19 protein-coding genes are annotated in these 16369 nt (G+C 66.7%); 10 read left to right on the top strand and 9 right to left on the bottom strand.

Features of this window, described 5'->3' with window-relative positions; all coding sequences use genetic code 11:
• Position 1 precedes the first annotated feature (1 nt).
• The 4 genes from AC1DJH_RS27060 to AC1DJH_RS27075 form a co-directional block, all read right to left on the bottom strand.
• Positions 2-1147, bottom strand: coding sequence for a hypothetical protein (locus AC1DJH_RS27060; protein WP_478187833.1), 1146 nt, complete (start codon positions 1145-1147; stop codon positions 2-4).
• Between the two features lie 13 nt (positions 1148-1160).
• Entirely contained in the window at positions 1161-1352 is a 192-nt protein-coding gene (locus tag AC1DJH_RS27065) for a hypothetical protein (RefSeq protein ID WP_478187834.1), read from the bottom strand.
• On the bottom strand, positions 1319-2155 hold the full coding sequence (locus AC1DJH_RS27070) for a protein kinase domain-containing protein (protein WP_478187835.1): 837 nt from the start codon (positions 2153-2155) through the stop codon (positions 1319-1321). The genes AC1DJH_RS27065 and AC1DJH_RS27070 overlap by 34 nt, the downstream gene beginning before the upstream one ends.
• Positions 2156-2430: 275 nt before the next feature.
• The gene (locus tag AC1DJH_RS27075; RefSeq protein WP_478187836.1) at positions 2431-3597 is read right to left on the bottom strand and encodes a tyrosine-type recombinase/integrase; all 1167 of its coding nucleotides are present in this window, start codon (positions 3595-3597) and stop codon (positions 2431-2433) included.
• 439 nt (positions 3598-4036) lie between these two features.
• Between AC1DJH_RS27075 and AC1DJH_RS27080 the strand changes: the two genes are divergently transcribed.
• Entirely contained in the window at positions 4037-4453 is a 417-nt protein-coding gene (locus AC1DJH_RS27080) for a hypothetical protein (protein WP_478187837.1), read from the top strand.
• A gap of 30 nt (positions 4454-4483) precedes the next feature.
• Here the strand turns inward: AC1DJH_RS27080 and AC1DJH_RS27085 are convergent, their stop codons facing one another.
• On the bottom strand, positions 4484-5248 hold the full coding sequence (locus tag AC1DJH_RS27085) for an AraC family transcriptional regulator (RefSeq protein ID WP_478187838.1): 765 nt from the start codon (positions 5246-5248) through the stop codon (positions 4484-4486).
• Positions 5249-5375: 127 nt separating this feature from the next.
• Here AC1DJH_RS27085 and AC1DJH_RS27090 point away from each other — a divergent pair, with 127 nt between their 5' ends.
• Complete coding sequence (locus AC1DJH_RS27090) at positions 5376-6194, top strand: sulfite exporter TauE/SafE family protein (RefSeq protein ID WP_478187839.1); 819 nt, start codon at positions 5376-5378, stop codon at positions 6192-6194.
• 81 nt (positions 6195-6275) lie between these two features.
• Positions 6276-7004 carry a glutathione S-transferase gene (locus AC1DJH_RS27095; protein ID WP_478187840.1) on the top strand — a complete coding sequence of 243 codons (729 nt, stop codon included), beginning with the start codon at positions 6276-6278 and terminating at the stop codon, positions 7002-7004.
• Between the two features lie 12 nt (positions 7005-7016).
• Here AC1DJH_RS27095 and AC1DJH_RS27100 read toward each other — a convergent pair whose 3' ends face one another.
• Positions 7017-7514: a hypothetical protein gene (locus AC1DJH_RS27100; protein ID WP_478187841.1), complete on the bottom strand. Its 498-nt coding sequence runs from the start codon at positions 7512-7514 to the stop codon at positions 7017-7019.
• A 100-nt stretch (positions 7515-7614) separates the two neighbouring features.
• On the opposite strand from AC1DJH_RS27100, the gene AC1DJH_RS27105 reads away from it, so the two are divergent.
• Positions 7615-8508 carry a LysR family transcriptional regulator gene (locus tag AC1DJH_RS27105; RefSeq protein ID WP_478187842.1) on the top strand — a complete coding sequence of 298 codons (894 nt, stop codon included), beginning with the start codon at positions 7615-7617 and terminating at the stop codon, positions 8506-8508.
• Positions 8505-9041 (top strand): RNA 2'-phosphotransferase, encoded by a 537-nt coding sequence (locus tag AC1DJH_RS27110; RefSeq protein ID WP_478187843.1) that lies wholly within the window; start codon positions 8505-8507, stop codon positions 9039-9041. Before AC1DJH_RS27105 ends, AC1DJH_RS27110 begins: the two co-directional genes overlap by 4 nt.
• Here AC1DJH_RS27110 and rsmI read toward each other — a convergent pair.
• Entirely contained in the window at positions 9038-9985 is a 948-nt protein-coding gene (rsmI, locus tag AC1DJH_RS27115) for a 16S rRNA (cytidine(1402)-2'-O)-methyltransferase (RefSeq protein WP_478187844.1), read from the bottom strand. The genes AC1DJH_RS27110 and rsmI overlap by 4 nt on opposite strands.
• Before the next feature lie 45 nt (positions 9986-10030).
• On the opposite strand from rsmI, the gene AC1DJH_RS27120 reads away from it, so the two are divergent.
• From AC1DJH_RS27120 to AC1DJH_RS27130, 3 genes are all read left to right on the top strand, one after another.
• Positions 10031-10414, top strand: coding sequence for a YraN family protein (locus tag AC1DJH_RS27120; protein ID WP_478187845.1), 384 nt, complete (start codon positions 10031-10033; stop codon positions 10412-10414).
• Between the two features lie 87 nt (positions 10415-10501).
• Complete coding sequence (locus AC1DJH_RS27125) at positions 10502-11146, top strand: SIS domain-containing protein (RefSeq protein ID WP_435441088.1); 645 nt, start codon at positions 10502-10504, stop codon at positions 11144-11146.
• On the top strand, positions 11143-11934 hold the full coding sequence (locus tag AC1DJH_RS27130; protein ID WP_472122229.1) for a BON domain-containing protein: 792 nt from the start codon (positions 11143-11145) through the stop codon (positions 11932-11934). The genes AC1DJH_RS27125 and AC1DJH_RS27130 overlap by 4 nt, the downstream gene beginning before the upstream one ends.
• 150 nt (positions 11935-12084) lie before the next feature.
• Here the strand turns inward: AC1DJH_RS27130 and AC1DJH_RS27135 are convergent, their stop codons facing one another.
• Positions 12085-12993 (bottom strand): NAD(P)-dependent oxidoreductase, encoded by a 909-nt coding sequence (locus tag AC1DJH_RS27135; RefSeq protein WP_435496716.1) that lies wholly within the window; start codon positions 12991-12993, stop codon positions 12085-12087.
• 88 nt (positions 12994-13081) lie between these two features.
• Between AC1DJH_RS27135 and AC1DJH_RS27140 the strand changes: the two genes are divergently transcribed.
• Positions 13082-13612 (top strand): MerR family transcriptional regulator, encoded by a 531-nt coding sequence (locus tag AC1DJH_RS27140; protein ID WP_478187846.1) that lies wholly within the window; start codon positions 13082-13084, stop codon positions 13610-13612.
• Complete coding sequence (locus AC1DJH_RS27145) at positions 13609-15159, top strand: MFS transporter (RefSeq protein ID WP_478187847.1); 1551 nt, start codon at positions 13609-13611, stop codon at positions 15157-15159. Before AC1DJH_RS27140 ends, AC1DJH_RS27145 begins: the two co-directional genes overlap by 4 nt.
• Positions 15160-15203: 44 nt before the next feature.
• On the opposite strand, the gene AC1DJH_RS27150 is transcribed toward AC1DJH_RS27145, so the two are convergent.
• A complete protein-coding gene (locus tag AC1DJH_RS27150) occupies positions 15204-16340 on the bottom strand; it encodes a PilT/PilU family type 4a pilus ATPase (protein WP_435441083.1) in 1137 nt (378 codons plus the stop codon).
• Positions 16341-16369: the final 29 nt, after the last annotated feature.

The raw sequence follows: 16369 nt of genomic DNA on the forward strand, positions 1-16369 counted from the left end.
TTCAGAACGTTTCTAGGGCCTCCGCCCAAGCCGCCAGATGGCCGCCACGGCCATGCCGCTCAACTTGTATACGAGGCTCAAGCGCCTTGTACATGCTCTGAGCATGTGCGACCCGTCGCTTGAGGAGGTCCCGGCGTTCCGCCAAATTCAAGGGGCGTAGCTCATGAATGTGCGCGTTCATACAAAGAAAATAGTGCTTATAGAGCGCTGGTTGATTGAACGTCGGTTCAACCGGTTGTGAAAGTGTGGACTCTGACCACTCCGTCGCCATGTGCACCTGCTGCCAGACGTCCGGGGCAAGTCTACGAATCTGCAGGGCGTCTTGAAACTGCACCCAGTTCAGCAAGCCAGGAAGATAAATGCGTGCTTTAGGACCCCGCACGGCGCCCTCCGACTCTACGAACTTATCCTCTGAAAATATCCTTGTGTTCTCGAAGGCGCCCATCGTTATATTGGGATCGCCGACCGCCGAGAACAAAAGCCCCTCGGTGTTTGTATAACCGATGGTGAGCTTTAAGCCAGTGCTCATTACCTGACGGAAGAAGCGCAGAGCTTCCCTTAGGAAATTCGCGTCTTGTACCTGCTTGGCGTCCCGTTCATGGTCGTAGATAAGGTAAAGCTCATCAACCTGGTGGAACGCAGTGACCCAGTTCAGGAGCATCTCCCGCCAACTGGGATGTTCAATCATTGAGGCCTTAACGGCTAAGGATAGACATAGTGGCCGATTCCCAGCTGCTGAAAGAAAAGAGTTGACGGAGAACTCCTCTTGCATTTGGAAGTACTCAGGGTACATCTCCTTCAGATAGCGCGTCGGCACTACCACCTTCCTAAAGCCCTGCTCGAGCTGGAAATCGATGCAGGCCTGAGCCACGTTTTTTGAGTGTTCGTCAAAGGTTCCAGTTGCAAAGCCACCAGTAGCTTGCTCCGGGAAGAATGGGTACGAGAGGAGTTTGCGCTTTCGAGAATTAGGCAGATAGAACTGCGGGTCAAACAGCGATGCCGCGCGCAGTTCCGGGCTCAATTTCTCTACTGTCGGGAGAGCCTGATGCAGCGGGCTTAGCACGAGGCCGTCACCGCATCCAGATTGGAAAGACTCGATGTTCCAATTGGCGTTGTGTCCAACTTGATGAAGCAATCCGAGAGCCATAAGATTTCTCCAATCAGCTATTTTTAGAATCGCACAAGGCTGCAAGGTCACCAACGAAAATGTCGGGCGTACGATGGCGCTCGGCCTGGACTTTTTTCATCGATTTTTCAACAAAGTCTGAAAACGCCTGAGACGCGCCAGTGCAAATGGACAGCGCAGGCGGGTCGTGCTTCAAAGTCGCGACATAGATGTCGAAGCGTTCCATGTCTGGGTCATGCCTGAAAGGGTTGTTGCCCCACATGAGCTGATACATGACAACACCGATGGCAAAGAAGTCTGCCTTGAAGCAGACGAGGGCTCGCTCGTCTTTGTATTGCTCTGGAGCCGCAAACCCGGGTGTGTGCGGCGCGATAAACCAGTTTGCGTGAGACCCTTCGCTCCCGTCTCACGGACAACTCCCAAGTCGATCACGACCACATCGTCGTTGGGGCGGATCAGGATGTTGGGAGGCTTGATGTCGCGATGAACATAGCGTTGCGGGTGCACCCAAAGGGGCATCAAAGCATTCGCAATGCCAAGGGCCATGCGGGCAATTCGCTTCTCGTCCCCGACATACTGCTGCCAGATTTCCTCAAGAGAGTGGCCTGGGATGAACTCTTCGATGCTTACATACAACCGCTCTCTTAGCGGCTCTTCCGTCTCGGGGTTGTTCTTGAACAAGTTTGCGTAATGCAACTTCGGGAAATTAGCAGGCCGAAGTTCTCCGAGGACAGCCACTTCCGCTTCGAGGCGCATGATGGTGTCATTGTTTGCGTCAGAAACGACCTTTACAACGACTTGGCCCCACGATTCCCAACCAACCAAGAAAGATTGGTCGTCGGGATCATCAACGTCGACTTGGTGCGCCTTTTCCGTTTCCGCGCGGCGAACTTCCTCCGGGATTTTGGCGTCGTCGAACCTTGCCAAATAGACCACGCGCTGTCCAGACGGCGCGAGTGCGCGATCTAGAACAAGGCTGGGTAAGCAGGCGCGAAGTTCGTCGCGAAGGCGATCCGTATCTGTGGGCAAGCAGAACCCTCCGGGCTCTTGGGTGTTAGGGCGTACAAGCCTGACAGGGCAGCAGGCTGTGTAACGGAACATAACAGATCACCTAGAACGACGTACCTAGCTTTCTCCCTACCTCGAGTTTTTCAACTGAATCAGTCTGCAGCGGTCATAGCCGTTGAGTTGGCGACTGACCGGACTTGGCCGAAAGCCGAAGTGTCTCCGACATTGGTGCTGGCGACGATCTCTTCATTCGCCCTCGACGAAGTGATCCGTTCGGGCGTGAAGATCTGGTTTGATCAGGCGGCATCCAGCCGATCTGCCCACCACTGCATCAATCGCACCCGGTCTTGCACATAGGTCGAACGGTTGTAGGCCGCTCTCACCTGGTTGCGCTCCACATGCGCGAGCTGGCGTTCGATCACCTCTGGGCTCCAGCCGGCTTCATTGGCAATGGTCGAGAAAAGGGCGCGGAAGCCGTGGGCGGTGGCTTCGCCCTTGTAACCCATGCGAGCTAGTGCGCTATTGATGGTGTTCTCGCTGAGGGACTTGCTTGGGTAGAACGGACTCGGGAAAGTCAATTCACGGTGCCCGCTAAGCGCATGCATCGACTTCAGAATCTCGACAGCCTGTTTGGACAGCGGCACCAGGTGCTCGGCGCGCATCTTCATGCGCTCTGCTGGAACTCGCCAGACCCCGGCCTTGAGGTCGAACTCTTCCCAGCGAGCGCCTCGTACCTCGCCGGGCCGAACTGCAGTGAGCATCAATAGTCGCAGCGCATGTAGCGTGTGCGGGTCTCCTTGATAGTTGGCGAGCTTTGCCATGAACTCGGGCAGTTCTCGCTCTGCCAAAGCGGGGCGGTGGGTGACGCGTCGGGGCTTCAAGATCTCGCTTGGCACAAGATCCAGCATGGGGTTGCTGTCGATGCGCTCATGGGTCACGGCGTAGCGGAAGGCTGCTTTGATCCGCTGCAGAACGCGGGTGGCCATCTCGCCGGCTCCTCTTTCCTCGATCTTCTTTACGGCATGCATCACGTCGCGCGCGGTGATAGATGCCATTGGGCGGTCGCCGAAAGCAGGGAAGATATCGGCTTCGAGGGATGCTTGGGTGCGCTGCAGCGTGATGGCTTCCCAACGTCCTGCCTGGTGCGCCAGCCAGTCGCGGGCGACGGCTTCAAACGTGTTGGCTGCTTCGTATCGAATCTTTACCTTGGCGGCTTTGCGCAGCGCTGCTGGGTCTTCCGCTTGCTCAAGCGCTTTCCGAGCAGCGTCGCGACGCTCGCGGGCTTCCTTGAGGCTCACCTCGGGATAGACGCCAAACGCGAGGCGGTTCTCTTTGCCCGCGAATCGATACTTCATGCGCCAATACCTACCGCCGGCAGCCGTCAACTCAAGGTAGAGGCCGCCACCATCCGAGTGTTTGCCTACCCGCTCAAGCGTGCGGAGCTTGGTGTCAGTCAGTTTCATACGGTAGTCTAGGCACGCCTGGGGGCACAAATGGGGGCATAAATGCCGATTTCGGACCTTCTTCACAGGAGACTTTGGTTCCTGGCGGCGGACCACACACAAGACCGGAAGTTTCTCCAGAGACTTCCGGTTTTCTTGTTTCTGGGGCTGCTGGAGCGGCTTTTGAGCACACCCCCCTCGATATACACTGCGTCGTCACGTCCGAACAAGGCGTGATCGGGATTGGCGTCCCGTTGAAATCACTGCGACATAAGCCGCAGTCAACCGCAAGGTCTGCGGCTTTGTCGTTCGTGCCTCCAGTTTTGGCGGCTCGACGGGAGGGCTCGCGCCCTGCCGGTTTCACGCAAGTGGTTTCCCGGTACGCCAACCCGTCGAGCTGCCGCCCTCAATTGGCGTTGAGGGCGTCGGTTGAAGCACACCGAAACCACTGGAGGCCATCATGGCTAGTTCCGCTCCTGTTCCTTCATCTCCCGAATCTGCTGGCGGCAAGCCCTTTGCGGCGGCGAATTCAGCTCCCTTACCGAACGACACCGAATCCCTCGTCCTGCAGGCAGACGACGACATCGAGAACATCCGCCACGTGCACTGCGCCAGCGCGTGCCTCGAAAAGCTCATCCTTCCGCAACGCGTGAATGACACCGAGGAGATGCATCCCACCCGCTCCGAACTCGGTGCGCTGATGCGCCTCGTCAACGAAGAGCTGCACCGCCGCATCGACGCAGCCGACGCGACGATCAAGTCGCTGCGCAGCGCGACGCAGGCCGCTGCCCGGCAAGCCCTCGTCGACGGAGGTCCGGACCAGGCCGTCGGCTGCGGCTGGACGGCGAACGGACCCGTGCGCGTCGCACGCGGCTGACCGAAAGAAGAAGGGCGCCGCCGCCAGCGCCTACGCCATCGAGAAATGCGACGGCGGCCGCCCCAGCGTCCTGCGGAACATCGTCGAGAACGCCCCCGGGCTGTCGTAGCCCATGTCCAGCGCCACCGCCGTCACCGGCTCGCCGGCGGCCAGCCTCGACAGCGCCACCAGCACGCAGGCCCGCTGTCGCCATTTGCCGAACGGCATGCCGGTTTCCAGGCTGAAGCGCCGGTTGAAGGTGCGCTCGCTCACGTTCAGCCGCGCGGCCCACGCCGCAGGCGCCACATGCACGTCGGGCTGGCGAAGAAATTCCACGCAGAGCCCGGCCAGCGCCGTATCGCGCGGCAGCGGCACGTGCAGCGGCAGCGCTTCGGCGCGCGCCAGTTCGTGCAGCATGAGGCGCATCAGCACGCCGTCGCGCCCCTGCCGGTCGTAGGCGGGCGGCAGCTCGACCGCTTCCATCAGCAGCTGGCGCAGCAGCGGCGACACGCTCAGTACCTCGCATTGGCCGCTCCGGCGCGGCACGGCGCGCGGCTCGATGTAGAGGCTGCGCGTGCTCACGCCCAGCATGCGCACCCGGTGCGGCTTGCCGGCCGGAATCCACACACCGCGCTGCGGAGGCACGACCCAGGCGCCGTCGTCGCAGCCCACCTCCATCACGCCCGTGGCGCCATACAGGAATTGCGCGCGACGGTGGCTGTGCGTGGGCAGCAGGTGGCCGGGCGGGTAGTCGGTGCCGATGGCCAGCACCGGGCGGTCGGTGGCGTCGACGGAATCGATGGTGACGTTGCGCATGGCCGTGAAGCGACCCGTGAAGGCGGCTGGCTGAAACGAGTACATCATTGTCGAACATGCGCAAGCGCGCCAGGCGGTGCCGTCCTATCTTCAAGGGCTTGTTCCCTCACTTGCCTGGAGTTTTGTCGTGTCGATCTATCTCGTGCTCGCAGCCTTCGGTGGCCTGGCGGGCGTCACCACCGTGCTCTTCGGTTTCGGCGGCGGCTTCGTCGTGGTGCCCTTGCTCTACCGCGCGCTGATGCTGACGCACGGTGCCGACAGCGCCGTCGGCCGCTCCGCCATGCACATCGCCGTGGCCACCTCGACCTGCGTGATGATCGTCAGCGCGTGGCTGGCCACGCGCCGCCACCAGCGTGCCGGCACGCTCGACTGGGCGTTGATCCGGCCGTTGCTCGGCTTCATCGGCATCGGCGCCGTGGTGGGCGCTGCGATGGCGGTGGCCGCCAACGGCGAGTTCGTGCGCTGGGCCTTCATTGCCTACCTGGGCGTGACCCTCCTCGACTGCCTGTTGCGTCCCGGCTTCATGACGCACGACGCGTCGGCCGTGGTTCGCCCGCTGTCGCGCGCCGTCGCCACGGCCGGCAGCTTCGTCATCGGCCTGGTCGCCGCCTTTCTCGGCGTGGGCGGCAGCGTGATGACCGTGCCGCTGATGCGCCGACGCGGCATCGGCATGACGCGCGCCACCGCCATGGCCAACCCGCTGTCGCTGCCCATCGCGCTGGCGGGCACGGCCACCTACATGGCGATGGCGTGGCGCTCGGGCTCGGCGCTGGAGGGTTGGCACATCGGCTACGTCGACGTGCCGGCGTTCGCCGCGCTGGTGGCGGGTTCGCTGGTGGGCGTGCGCGCCGCCGCGCCGCTGATCGGGCGCATGCCCGACCGCGTGCACACCTGGGGCTACATCGCGTTGCTCGTGCTGGTGCTGGCGGGCATGGCGCTGCGCTGAGCGCGCATGCCGGCGTAGGCCGACTTCGACACCTGCGCGCCCGAGGTTGCAGCGCCTTGCCGACCCTGCCACCATGACCGCATGCCTTACCAACTCCACTACTGGCCCACCATCCAGGGCCGCGGCGAATTCGTGCGGCTCGCACTCGAAGCGGCCGGCGCCGACTATGTCGACGTGGCCCGCCTGCCCGAATCGAAGGGCGGCGGCGAGTCCGCGCTGGGCGAGCGGCTGGGCGACCCCGACAACGCCCGTCCCGCCTTCGCGCCGCCCTTCCTGGTCGACGGCGACGTCGTGGTGGGGCAGACCGCCGCGATCCTGCTGTACCTGGGGCCGCGACTGGGCCTGGCGGGCGTGGGCGAGTCCGACGGGCTGTGGACGCACCAGCTGCAGCTCACCATCGCCGATGCGGTGGCCGAGGCGCACGACACGCACCACCCCATCTCCAGCGGCGCCTATTACGAAGACCAGCGCGACGCGGCCGCGCAGCGCGCCAAGGCCTTTCGCGACGAGCGCATTCCCAAGTTCCTGGGCTGGTTCGAGCGAGTGCTGCAGCGCAACCCCGCCGGCAGCCTGCACCTGGTGGGCGACGTGCTGACCTACGCCGACCTGTCGCTGTTCCAGCTGGTGGACGGGCTGCACTACGCCTTCCCCAAAGCCACCGCGCGGGCACTGGCGAAGACGCCTGCGGTCGAGAAGCTGCACGGCAACATCAAGCGCCGCCAGCGCGTGCACGACTACCTGCAGAGCCCGCGCCGCATCGCGTTCAACGAAGACGGCATCTTCAGGCGCTACGCCGAGCTGGACGGTTAGCCCCGCGGCCGGTCAGCCGACCAGTGCGGCCGCGTCCTTCCAGGCTGGCAGCAGCACCAGCCCCTCCACCGTCACCGGCTTGCGCTGCGGGCCGAACAGGTAGCGGTTCGGCACGATGTCTTGCAGGTGGTGCAGCACGTCGGTGCGGTCGTCGATGAAGTGGGTGATGCGCAGTTGGCGGCAGTGGTCGGCCTTCTGCGGCCGCTGCAGGCAGAAGCGCAGGTTCTCGGGTGCGATGCCGGTGCGCTCGAAGAAGCGGTGGTGACGCAGCCATGCGCGGCTCTTGGCCTGCACGCTGGGCCCGCACTTCGACACGAGCCAGACACGGCCTTCGAACTTGTCGACGAGCGGCGCGACGGCCTCGAACATGCCTTCGCAGGGCGGCGTGTCCAGGGCGTCCTGCAGCGAGCCGCCGATGAACGCGGTGTCCTCGCCGTGCGGGCCTTCGGCAGCGATCAGCACGCGGCCGATGTCGATGCCCAGGCGGGTAGGGGTGTGCTTGTTCTTCATTTGCTGCTCCTTGTGTGTGTATGTATGCAGCCGGATCGTAGAAACGAAGCCCATCACCAGGAACTACCGATATTGGAAGCGCTATCCATAAAATGGATAGATGGACATTCCCCGCACCAATCTCGACGCGCTGCAGTCGTTCGCCGTGTTCGCCGACACGCTGAACTTCAGCGAGTCGGCGCGCCTGCTGCACATCAGCCAGCCGGCGTTGCACGCCAAGGTGCGCAAGCTGTCGGAGCAGCTCGACGCCAGGCTCTACGTACGGGTGGGCAGCGCGCTGGAGCTCACGAGCGCGGGCGAGCAGGTCGCTCGGCATGCGCGCGAGCTGCTCATGCTCAACCAGCGCTTCGCCAAAGGGCTCGCCGCGGGGCAGGACAGGCCCGTCGTCACGCTGGCGGCCGGGGAGGGCGCCTACCTCTACCTGCTGGGCAAGGCGCTGTCGCAGTTCTCGGGGCCGGACGCGTCGCCGCACCTGCAGCTGCTCACGCGCAACCGCGACGCGGCCATCCAGGCGGTGCGGGCGGGCCAGGCGCAGCTGGGCATTGCCCCACTCGGCACGGCGCCGGCCGACCTGCATGCGGTGCGCCTGACGGTGGTCGGGCAGGTGGTGGTGGTGCCGCGCGCACATGCACTGGCCGCGCGCAAGTCGGTGCGCCTGCGGGACCTGAAGGGCGCACAGCTCATCGTGCCGCCGGCCGGGCGACCGCACCGTGAACTGCTCGGCCGCTTGCTGCAGGCCGAATCGGTGGCCTGGCAGCCGGCGCTCGAAGCCGACGGCTGGGAGCTGATGCTGCGTTTCGCGCAACTGGGCTTCGGCCTCGCGGTGGTCAACGCCTGCTGCCGCATTCCCAAGGGGCTGGTGGCGGTGCCGCTGCAGGGGTATCCGCCGCTCGAGTACCACGTGTTCCATGCGGCGGACCGGCCACCGGCCGCGCATGTTCAACGGCTGTGGAGCGCGCTGCTGGCGCACGGCGATCACTGGAAGACGGCATGACCCCCGAAGACGTGAGCAAGTTCATGGCCTATGTGCTGCGGCATGCGCCGGAGTCCGTCGGCCTGCGGCTCGACCTGCAGGGCTGGGCCGACATCGACGCGCTGGTTGCGGGCGCGGTGGCCGAAGGCCGCGACCTGGCCCGTTCGGACGTCGTGCGCGCGGTCGATGCGGGCGCCAAGAAGCGCTACGAGCTGTCGGCCGACGGGCTGCGCATTCGCGCCCTGCAAGGTCATTCGACGCCGCAGGTCAGCCGCAGCTTCGAGGCGTTGACGCCGCCTGCGGTGCTGTTTCATGGCACGGCGACGCGCTTTCTGGATGCGATCCGCGCGCAGGGCCTGCGGCCGGGTGCGCGTCAGCATGTGCACCTGTCGGCCGACGAGGCCACGGCGGTGCAGGTGGGCCGGCGCCACGGCAAGGCGCATGTGCTGCGCGTCGACGCGGGCCGCATGCATGCGCGGGGCCACGCCTTTCATCGTGCGGAAAACGGCGTCTGGCTGACCGCTGCCGTGCCGCCCGAATTTCTCGAAGGCTAGTTTTCTTCCGCGTCCTTGCGAATGCGCAGCGCCGTGTCGTACAGCGTGTTGCGCGGCGCGCCGCTGATCTCTGCGGCCAGCTTCACGGCCGTCTTCACGGGCAGCTCGGCCAGCAGCAGGCGCAGCACGCGCTCGCCTTCGGCGCCGCCGTCGCCGCTCACCGCCACCGGGTGCAGCACCAGCGCGAATTCGCCGCGCGTGCGGTCGCGGTCGGCGCCGAACCAGTCGGGCAGGGCGCTGGCGGCCACGGTCGCGATTTCCTCGAACTGCTTGGTGAGTTCGCGGCCCACGGTGATGCGGCGTTCGCCCAGCGTGGCGAGCGCGCGCGCCAGGCTTTCGATGCGGTGCGGCGCCTCCAGCAGCACCACGGCGCGCGGCTCCTGCGCGAGCACCTGCACGGCGGTGTCGCGCTCGCCGGCCTTGCTCGGCAGGAAGCCCGCGAACACGAAGGCGCTGCTGGCGTTGCCGTCGCCGCCGTCGGCCACCAGGCCGGCCGCGCCGACCAGCGTGGTCACGGCGCTGGCGCCCGGCAGCGGCAGCACGCGATGGCCGGCCGCGCGCACCGCGGCAGCCAGCCGCGCGCCGGGGTCGCTCACGCCGGGCGTGCCGGCGTCGCTGACGTAGGCGATGCGCTCGCCCTGCGCGAGCCGCGCGACCACGGCCTGCGCGGCCTCGGCCTCGTTGTGCTGGTGCACCGCCAGCAGCCGCGAGCCGTGCCGGTCGATGCCGTAGGCGCGCAGCAGGGTCTGGGTGTGGCGCGTGTCCTCGCAGGCGATGGCGTCCACCAGCTGCAGCACGTGCAGCGCGCGCAGCGTGATGTCGGCCAGGTTGCCGATGGGCGTGGCGACCACGTAGAGCGTGGCCTGCGGATAATGCTGCGCACCCGCGGCGTCGTGCGCGGCCGCGAGGGCGGCGCCGAAAGAAGCAGGGGCGAGTGAAGCCAAGAAGTTTCTCCGTCAGAACGAACAAGAAGATTGCGGCAGGGAGCCATGAAGACCACCACCACGAAGACCACGAAGCATCGCGGCGATGCGGCGGAAGACGCCGCGCTCGACCACCTGCGGGACGCCGGCCTGACGCTGGTCGCGCGCAATTATCGGACGCCCGGGCGCGGCGGCGGCGAGATCGACCTGATCATGCGCGACGCGCGCCGCCCGCCGGAGGCCACGCTGGTGTTCGTCGAAGTGCGCCAGCGCAGCACCGGCACGCACGGCGGCGCGGGCGGCAGCATCACAGGTGTGAAGCAGCGACGCATCGTGTTCGCCGCGCAGCATTTCCTGAACGGGCTGCGCACGGTGCCGCCCTGCCGGTTCGACGTGGTGCTGGTGGAGGAGAAAATCACCTGGCTCCAGGGCGCCTTCGACGCCGGCTGAAGTGCCCCGTGCGGGAACCGAAGCCTTGGCTTGCGGCTCCACCACTCACACCTTTTGTTTCACAACCCCCAGTTATCATCCCGCCTCATGCTCGAGCAACGGATTCAGCAGCACTTCATTGACAGTGCCGACCTCAAATACCAGACCGGACCGGTCCTCAGCAAACCCATCTCTCAAGCGATGCAGGCCATCCTGGCGTGCGTGACCAGCGGCGGCAAGGTGCTGGCCTGCGGTTCGGGCGTGTCCGGCCTGCTGGCGGCGCAGTTCGCCGCGCAGTTCGTGGGCCGCTTCGAACGCGAACGGCCCGAGCTGGGCGCCATTGCGCTGCCCGGCGACACCACAGACCCCGACGCCGACAGCGCCACCGCGATGGACGCCGACCGCTTCGCCCGCCAGGTGCGCGCGCTCGGCCAGGCCGGCGACGTGCTGCTGGCGCTCAGCGCCAGCGGGCAGTCGGCGGCGGTGCTGGCCGCGGTGACGGCCGCGCACGAGCGCGACATGACCGTGGTCGCGCTGCTCGGCAATGCCGTCTCGGGGCCGCCTTCGGCGCCGGGCGCGGGCAGCAGCGGCTCGGGCGGCGCCATCGGCCGCGCGCTGCGCGAAACCGACGTCCAGATCAGCGTGCCGCACGAGCGTGCGGCGCGCATTCACGAAATCCACCAGCTCGCGCTGCACTGCCTGTGCGACGGCGTGGATGCCCAGTTACTCGGAGAACAGGAAGTTTCCTCATGACCTTCACGACCATGACGACGACGTCGACCCAACGCCTTGCCCTTGCCCTCACGTTGGGCGCCGCATTGGTGGGCGGCCTTTCCGCCTGCGTTCCGCTCGTCGTGGGCGGCGCCGCGGTGATGGGCGTGGGCATGGTGGCGACCGACCGCCGCAGCTCGGGCGCGCAGCTCGACGACCAGGGCATCGAGCTGCGGGCCGCGGCCCGCGTGCGCGACATCGCCAACGACAACATGTACGTGAGCGTCACCAGCTACAACCGCCAGGTGCTGCTGACCGGCGCCGTGGGCAGCGACGCCGACCGCCGCCGCGTGGAAGAGGAAGTGGGCCGCGTCGTGAACGTGCGCTCCGTGGTCAACGAACTGACCGTGGGCGCGTCCAGCACCTTCCAGGACCGCTCGAACGACCTCTACATCACCGGCAAGGTGAAGGCCTCGCTGCTCGACGCCAAGGACATCTTCGCCAACTCCTTCAAGGTGGTGACCGAGCGCGGCACGGTCTACCTGATGGGCATCGCCACGCGGCGCGAGACCGACCGCGCCACCGAGATCACGCGCGGCGTGAGCGGCGTGGCGAAGGTGGTGCGCGTGGTCGAGATCGTGTCCGAAGCCGACCTGGCAGCCTCCCAGGCCGCCAACCAGAGCGCCGCCCAGCGCGGCGGGCAGGGACCGGCGCCGGTGACGTCGGCCTCGCCGTCGGCACCGCCTGCGCCTTCGTCGTCGTCGCGCGTGCCGCTTCCGCCGATGGAGCCGCTGCCCGCGAGCGGCGCGACGACCTCGCCGATCCGCTGAGCAGGAAGCGCTGAATCAACAAAGCCCGCTGTTGCTGGCTTTTTTCGTGGAACACCGCGAAACCGGCTTTGCCGGGCCGCAGGTGTTGCCCCCGGCAGGGGGGAAGGAGACGCAAGCGGACACGAAGTGCCGCGAAGCCTGGGGGCGAGCCTATTTGAGGCGGGTAATGAGGCTTGACGTGTCCCAGCGTTTGCCGCCGGCCTGCTGCACGTCGGCATAGAACTGGTCGACCAGCGCCGTCACCGGCACGCGCGCGCCGTTGCGCTTGGCCTCGTCGAGCACCAGGCCCAGGTCCTTGCGCATCCAGTCGACCGCGAAGCCGTAGTCGAACTTGCCCGCGATCATGGTCTTGCCGCGGTTTTCCATCTGCCAGCTCTGGGCCGCGCCCTTGCTGATGACGCCCAGCACGGCTTCCATGTCGAGCCCGGCGCGCTGGCCGAAGGCGATGGCTTCCGACAGGCCCTGCACCAGTCCGGCAATGGCGATCTGGTTGACCATCTTTGCGAGCTGGCCGGCACCGCTCTCGCCCAGCAGCGTGACCGCGCGCGCGAACGCCATGGCCACCGGCTTGATGCGCTCGAACACGGCCGCGTCGCCGCCGCACATGACGGTGAGCGCGCCGTTCTGCGCGCCGGCCTGGCCGCCCGAGACGGGCGCGTCGATGAAGTGCAGGCCCAGCGCCTGCGCTGCCTTCGCCAGTTCGCGGGCCACGTCGGCCGAAGCGGTGGTGTGGTCGACGAAGGTGGCGCCCTTCTTCATGCCGGCAAAGGCGCCGTCGTCGCCCAGCACCACGGAGCGCAGGTCGTCGTCGTTGCCGACGCAGCAGAACACGATGTCCGCGCCGGCGGCGGCTTCGCGCGGGGTCGGGGCGTGGCGCCCGGGTGCGCCGAATTCGGCCGCCCAGGCCTGCGACTTGGCAGGTGTGCGGTTGTAGACCGTGACGCTGTGGCCGGCCTTGGCCAGGTGGCCGGCCATGGGGCCGCCCATGACGCCGAGGCCGAGGAAGGCCACGGTTTGCGCGGGGACGGATTCGTAGGTGCGGGTGTTGATGCTGCTCATGGGGCGACAGCTTAAAGCCATTCCGCCGCCGATGTGATGACCCCCAACCTGTACGTGAACGTACAGGTTGGCGCAGAATTGCGTCACCATGACCGACGCATCTGCCGCCACACCTGCCGCCACACCTGCCGCCACACCTGCCGCCACACCTGCCGCCAGCGCCCTCACCGTGCGCGATGCCGCAGCCCGGCTCGGTGTCACACCGCGCACGCTCAAGTACTACGAAGAACTCGGCGTCGTGGTGCCCGTGCGCAGCGAGGGCGGCTACCGCCTGTACGAGCAGGCCGACCTCGACAAGCTGGCGCGCGTGCTGCGCATGCGCTCGCTGGGCTTCTCGCTGCCGGTCATCACCGCCATGCTCCAGCAGCCCATGGACGCGCCGGCCGAAGGAGGCCGCCCGCGGCTGTCGAATGCCTCGCTGAAAACCCTGCGCGAGACGCTCACCGAGCAGTTGGGAACGCTCGATGCGCGCGTTGCCCAGGTCCGCCGCGAGCTCAAGGAGGCCGCGGCGTTGCAGGCGCAACTGCGGCGCGACCTCGGCTACGTCGAGCGCCGCCTGGCCGGCGAGCCGGTGGAAGAGGCCCTGGCGCAGCGCCGCAAGGAGCGGCCCGCGCCATGACCTCTTCGGCCCTGGCATGGCCTTCGCGCGGCAACGCCGCGGTGGCGCTGCTGCCCTGGGCCATCGGCCTCGTCACGGCCATCGACTATTTCGACAACGCACTCTTCGCGTTCTTCGCGAGCTACATCGCCGGCGGCGTCAACGCCTCGCCCGACGAGCTGGTGTGGGCCTCCAGCGCCTATGCGCTGGGCGCGGTGCTCGGCATCCTGCACCAGCATGCGTGGATCGAGCGGCTGGGCTACCGGCGCTACCTGGCCGTCTGCATGTTCGCCTTCGCCGCCGGCGGCGTGGGCGCCGCGCTGTGCGACAGCGCGATGCAGCTGACCGCCGCGCGCGCCGTGCAGGGCTACTTCGTCGGCCCGATGCTGGGCGCCTGCCGCATCCTGATCCAGATCGGCATTCCGCCCGCGCGCCGCGCCAAGGCGCTGAAGGCGTTCATGGTGCTGATCGTCTTCGGCGGCGCGCTGGCGCCCATTGCGGGCGCCTTCCTCGTCACCCACCTCGACTGGCGCTGGCTGTTCGCCAGCACCGCGCCGGTGGCCGCGCTGATCGGGCTGCTGGTGCTGTGGACGCTGCCCGACATCGGCGACGTGCCGGTGCACGAGCGCACCGAGCCGCACTACGTCGCCTACCTGGTGTTCGCGCTCGCGCAGGCCGCGCTGCAGGTGGTGCTGACGCGCTCGCACTTCGAGCTGTTCACCGGCTCGCCCGGGCTCATCGGCCTGACGATCGCCGGCGTGGCGGGGCTGGCCTGGTTCGGCTGGCAGCAGTGGCGGCACCCCGCGCCGCTGGTGCGGCTGCAGGCGTTTCGCCATGCGTCGTTCCGCGTGGGGCTGGCGCTGTACGTCGTCTACTACTACCTCTCCACCGGGTTCAGCTACCTGCTGCCGCGTCTGATGGAGGGCGGGCTCGGCTTCACCGTGGGCAACACCGGCTACTTCACCGGCGTGGTGTCGCTCGCGACCGGGCTGCTGGTGTTCGTCTACCTGCGCTATTCGGCGCGGCTGGCACGCAAGAAGTGGCTCATCGTCACGGGCTTCGGCGTTGCGGCGCTGGCGGCGTGGTGGCTGTCGCAGATGACGCCGCAGGCGGGGCGCGCGGCCTTGCTGCCGGCGCTGCTGCTGCGCGGGCTGCTGATGCTGTTCGTGGTGCTGCCCGTGGCCAACCTCACCTTCAGGCCCTTCGCGGCCGAGGAGTTCGCGCACGGCTACCGGCTGAAGAACCTGGTGCGCCAGCTCGCCATTTCCTTCGCGACCTCGTCGGTCATCGCGCTTCAGCAGCACCGGCTGGCGCTGCACGAGGTGCGCCTGAGCGAATCGGCGAACCCGGCCAATGCCAGCTTCATGCAGGCACTGGACTCGCTGACCCGTGGGTTCGTCGCGTCGGGCCATGCGGCGGGTGAGGCGCATGCCATGGCGCTGGGCACGCTGTACCGCACGCTCGAGCAGCAGGCCACGTTCATGGCCTCGCTGGACGGGTTCACCGCGATGGCGGTGATTGCGCTGGTGGCGGGGGTGTTCGCTGCGTGGCAGCGAACGATCGACTGACGGCGCCCGGGGCGCTCAGACGATCGCGAATATCGAATACGCGCTCAGACGATCGCGAAGTGCTCGGTGCCCGCCGCCAGATCGCTGCTGCGCGCGCGCTGGCTGTTGAGCTTGATCTGCAGCCGCAGGTCGTTGGCCGAATCGGCGTTGCGGATGGCGTCCTCGAAGCTGATCGAGTGGCTTTCGAACAAATCGAAGAGCGCCTGGTCGAAGGTCTGCATGCCCAGGTTGCGGCTCTTCTTCATGATCTCCTTGATCTCTCCCACCTCGCCCTTGAAGATCAGGTCGGAGATCAGCGGCGTGTTCAGCAGCACTTCCACCGCGGCCACGCGGCCCTGGCCGTCCTCGGTGGGCACCAGCCGCTGCGACACCAGCGAACGCAGGTTCAGCGACAGGTCCATCAGCAGCTGGGCGCGGCGCTCTTCGGGGAAGAAGTTGATGATCCGGTCCAGCGCCTGGTTGGCGCTGTTGGCGTGCAGCGTGGCCATGCACAGGTGGCCTGTCTCGGCGAAGGCCACCGCGTGCTCCATGGTCTCGCGGTCGCGGATTTCGCCCATCAGGATCACGTCGGGTGCCTGGCGCAGCGTGTTCTTCAGCGCGGCTTCCCAGCTGTCGGTGTCGATGCCCACTTCGCGCTGCGTGATCACGCAGTTCTTGTGCGGGTGCACGAACTCGACCGGGTCTTCCACCGTCACGATGTGGCCGAAGGAGTTCTCGTTGCGCCAGTCGATCATGGCGGCCAGGGTGGTCGACTTGCCCGAGCCCGTGGCGCCCACCATGATGGTGAGGCCGCGTTTGGTCATGGCCACGTCCTTCAGCACCTGCGGCATGCCCAGGCCGTCGATGGTCGGCAGCTTGGCGGGAATGGTCCGCAGCACCATGCCGACCTTGCCCTGCTGCACGAAGGCGTTCACCCGGAAGCGCCCGATGCCGGTGGGCGAGATCGCGAAGTTGCACTCCTTGGTGCGCTCGAACTCGGCCGTCTGCCGGTCGTTCATGACCGAGCGCGTGAGCGCCAGCGTGTGCTGCGCGCCCAGCGCCTGCTGCGACACCTTGGTGACCTTGCCGTCGACCTTGATGGCCGGCGGAAAGTCGGCCGTGATGAACAGGTCGCTGCCGCTGCGGCTCACCATGAGCTTGAGCAGGTCGTTGATGAACTGGCTGGCTTGATCGCGTTCCATGAGAGCGCTCCTTGATCTGTTTAGATTGA

Source organism: Variovorax sp. 10N412, assembly GCF_056394985.1.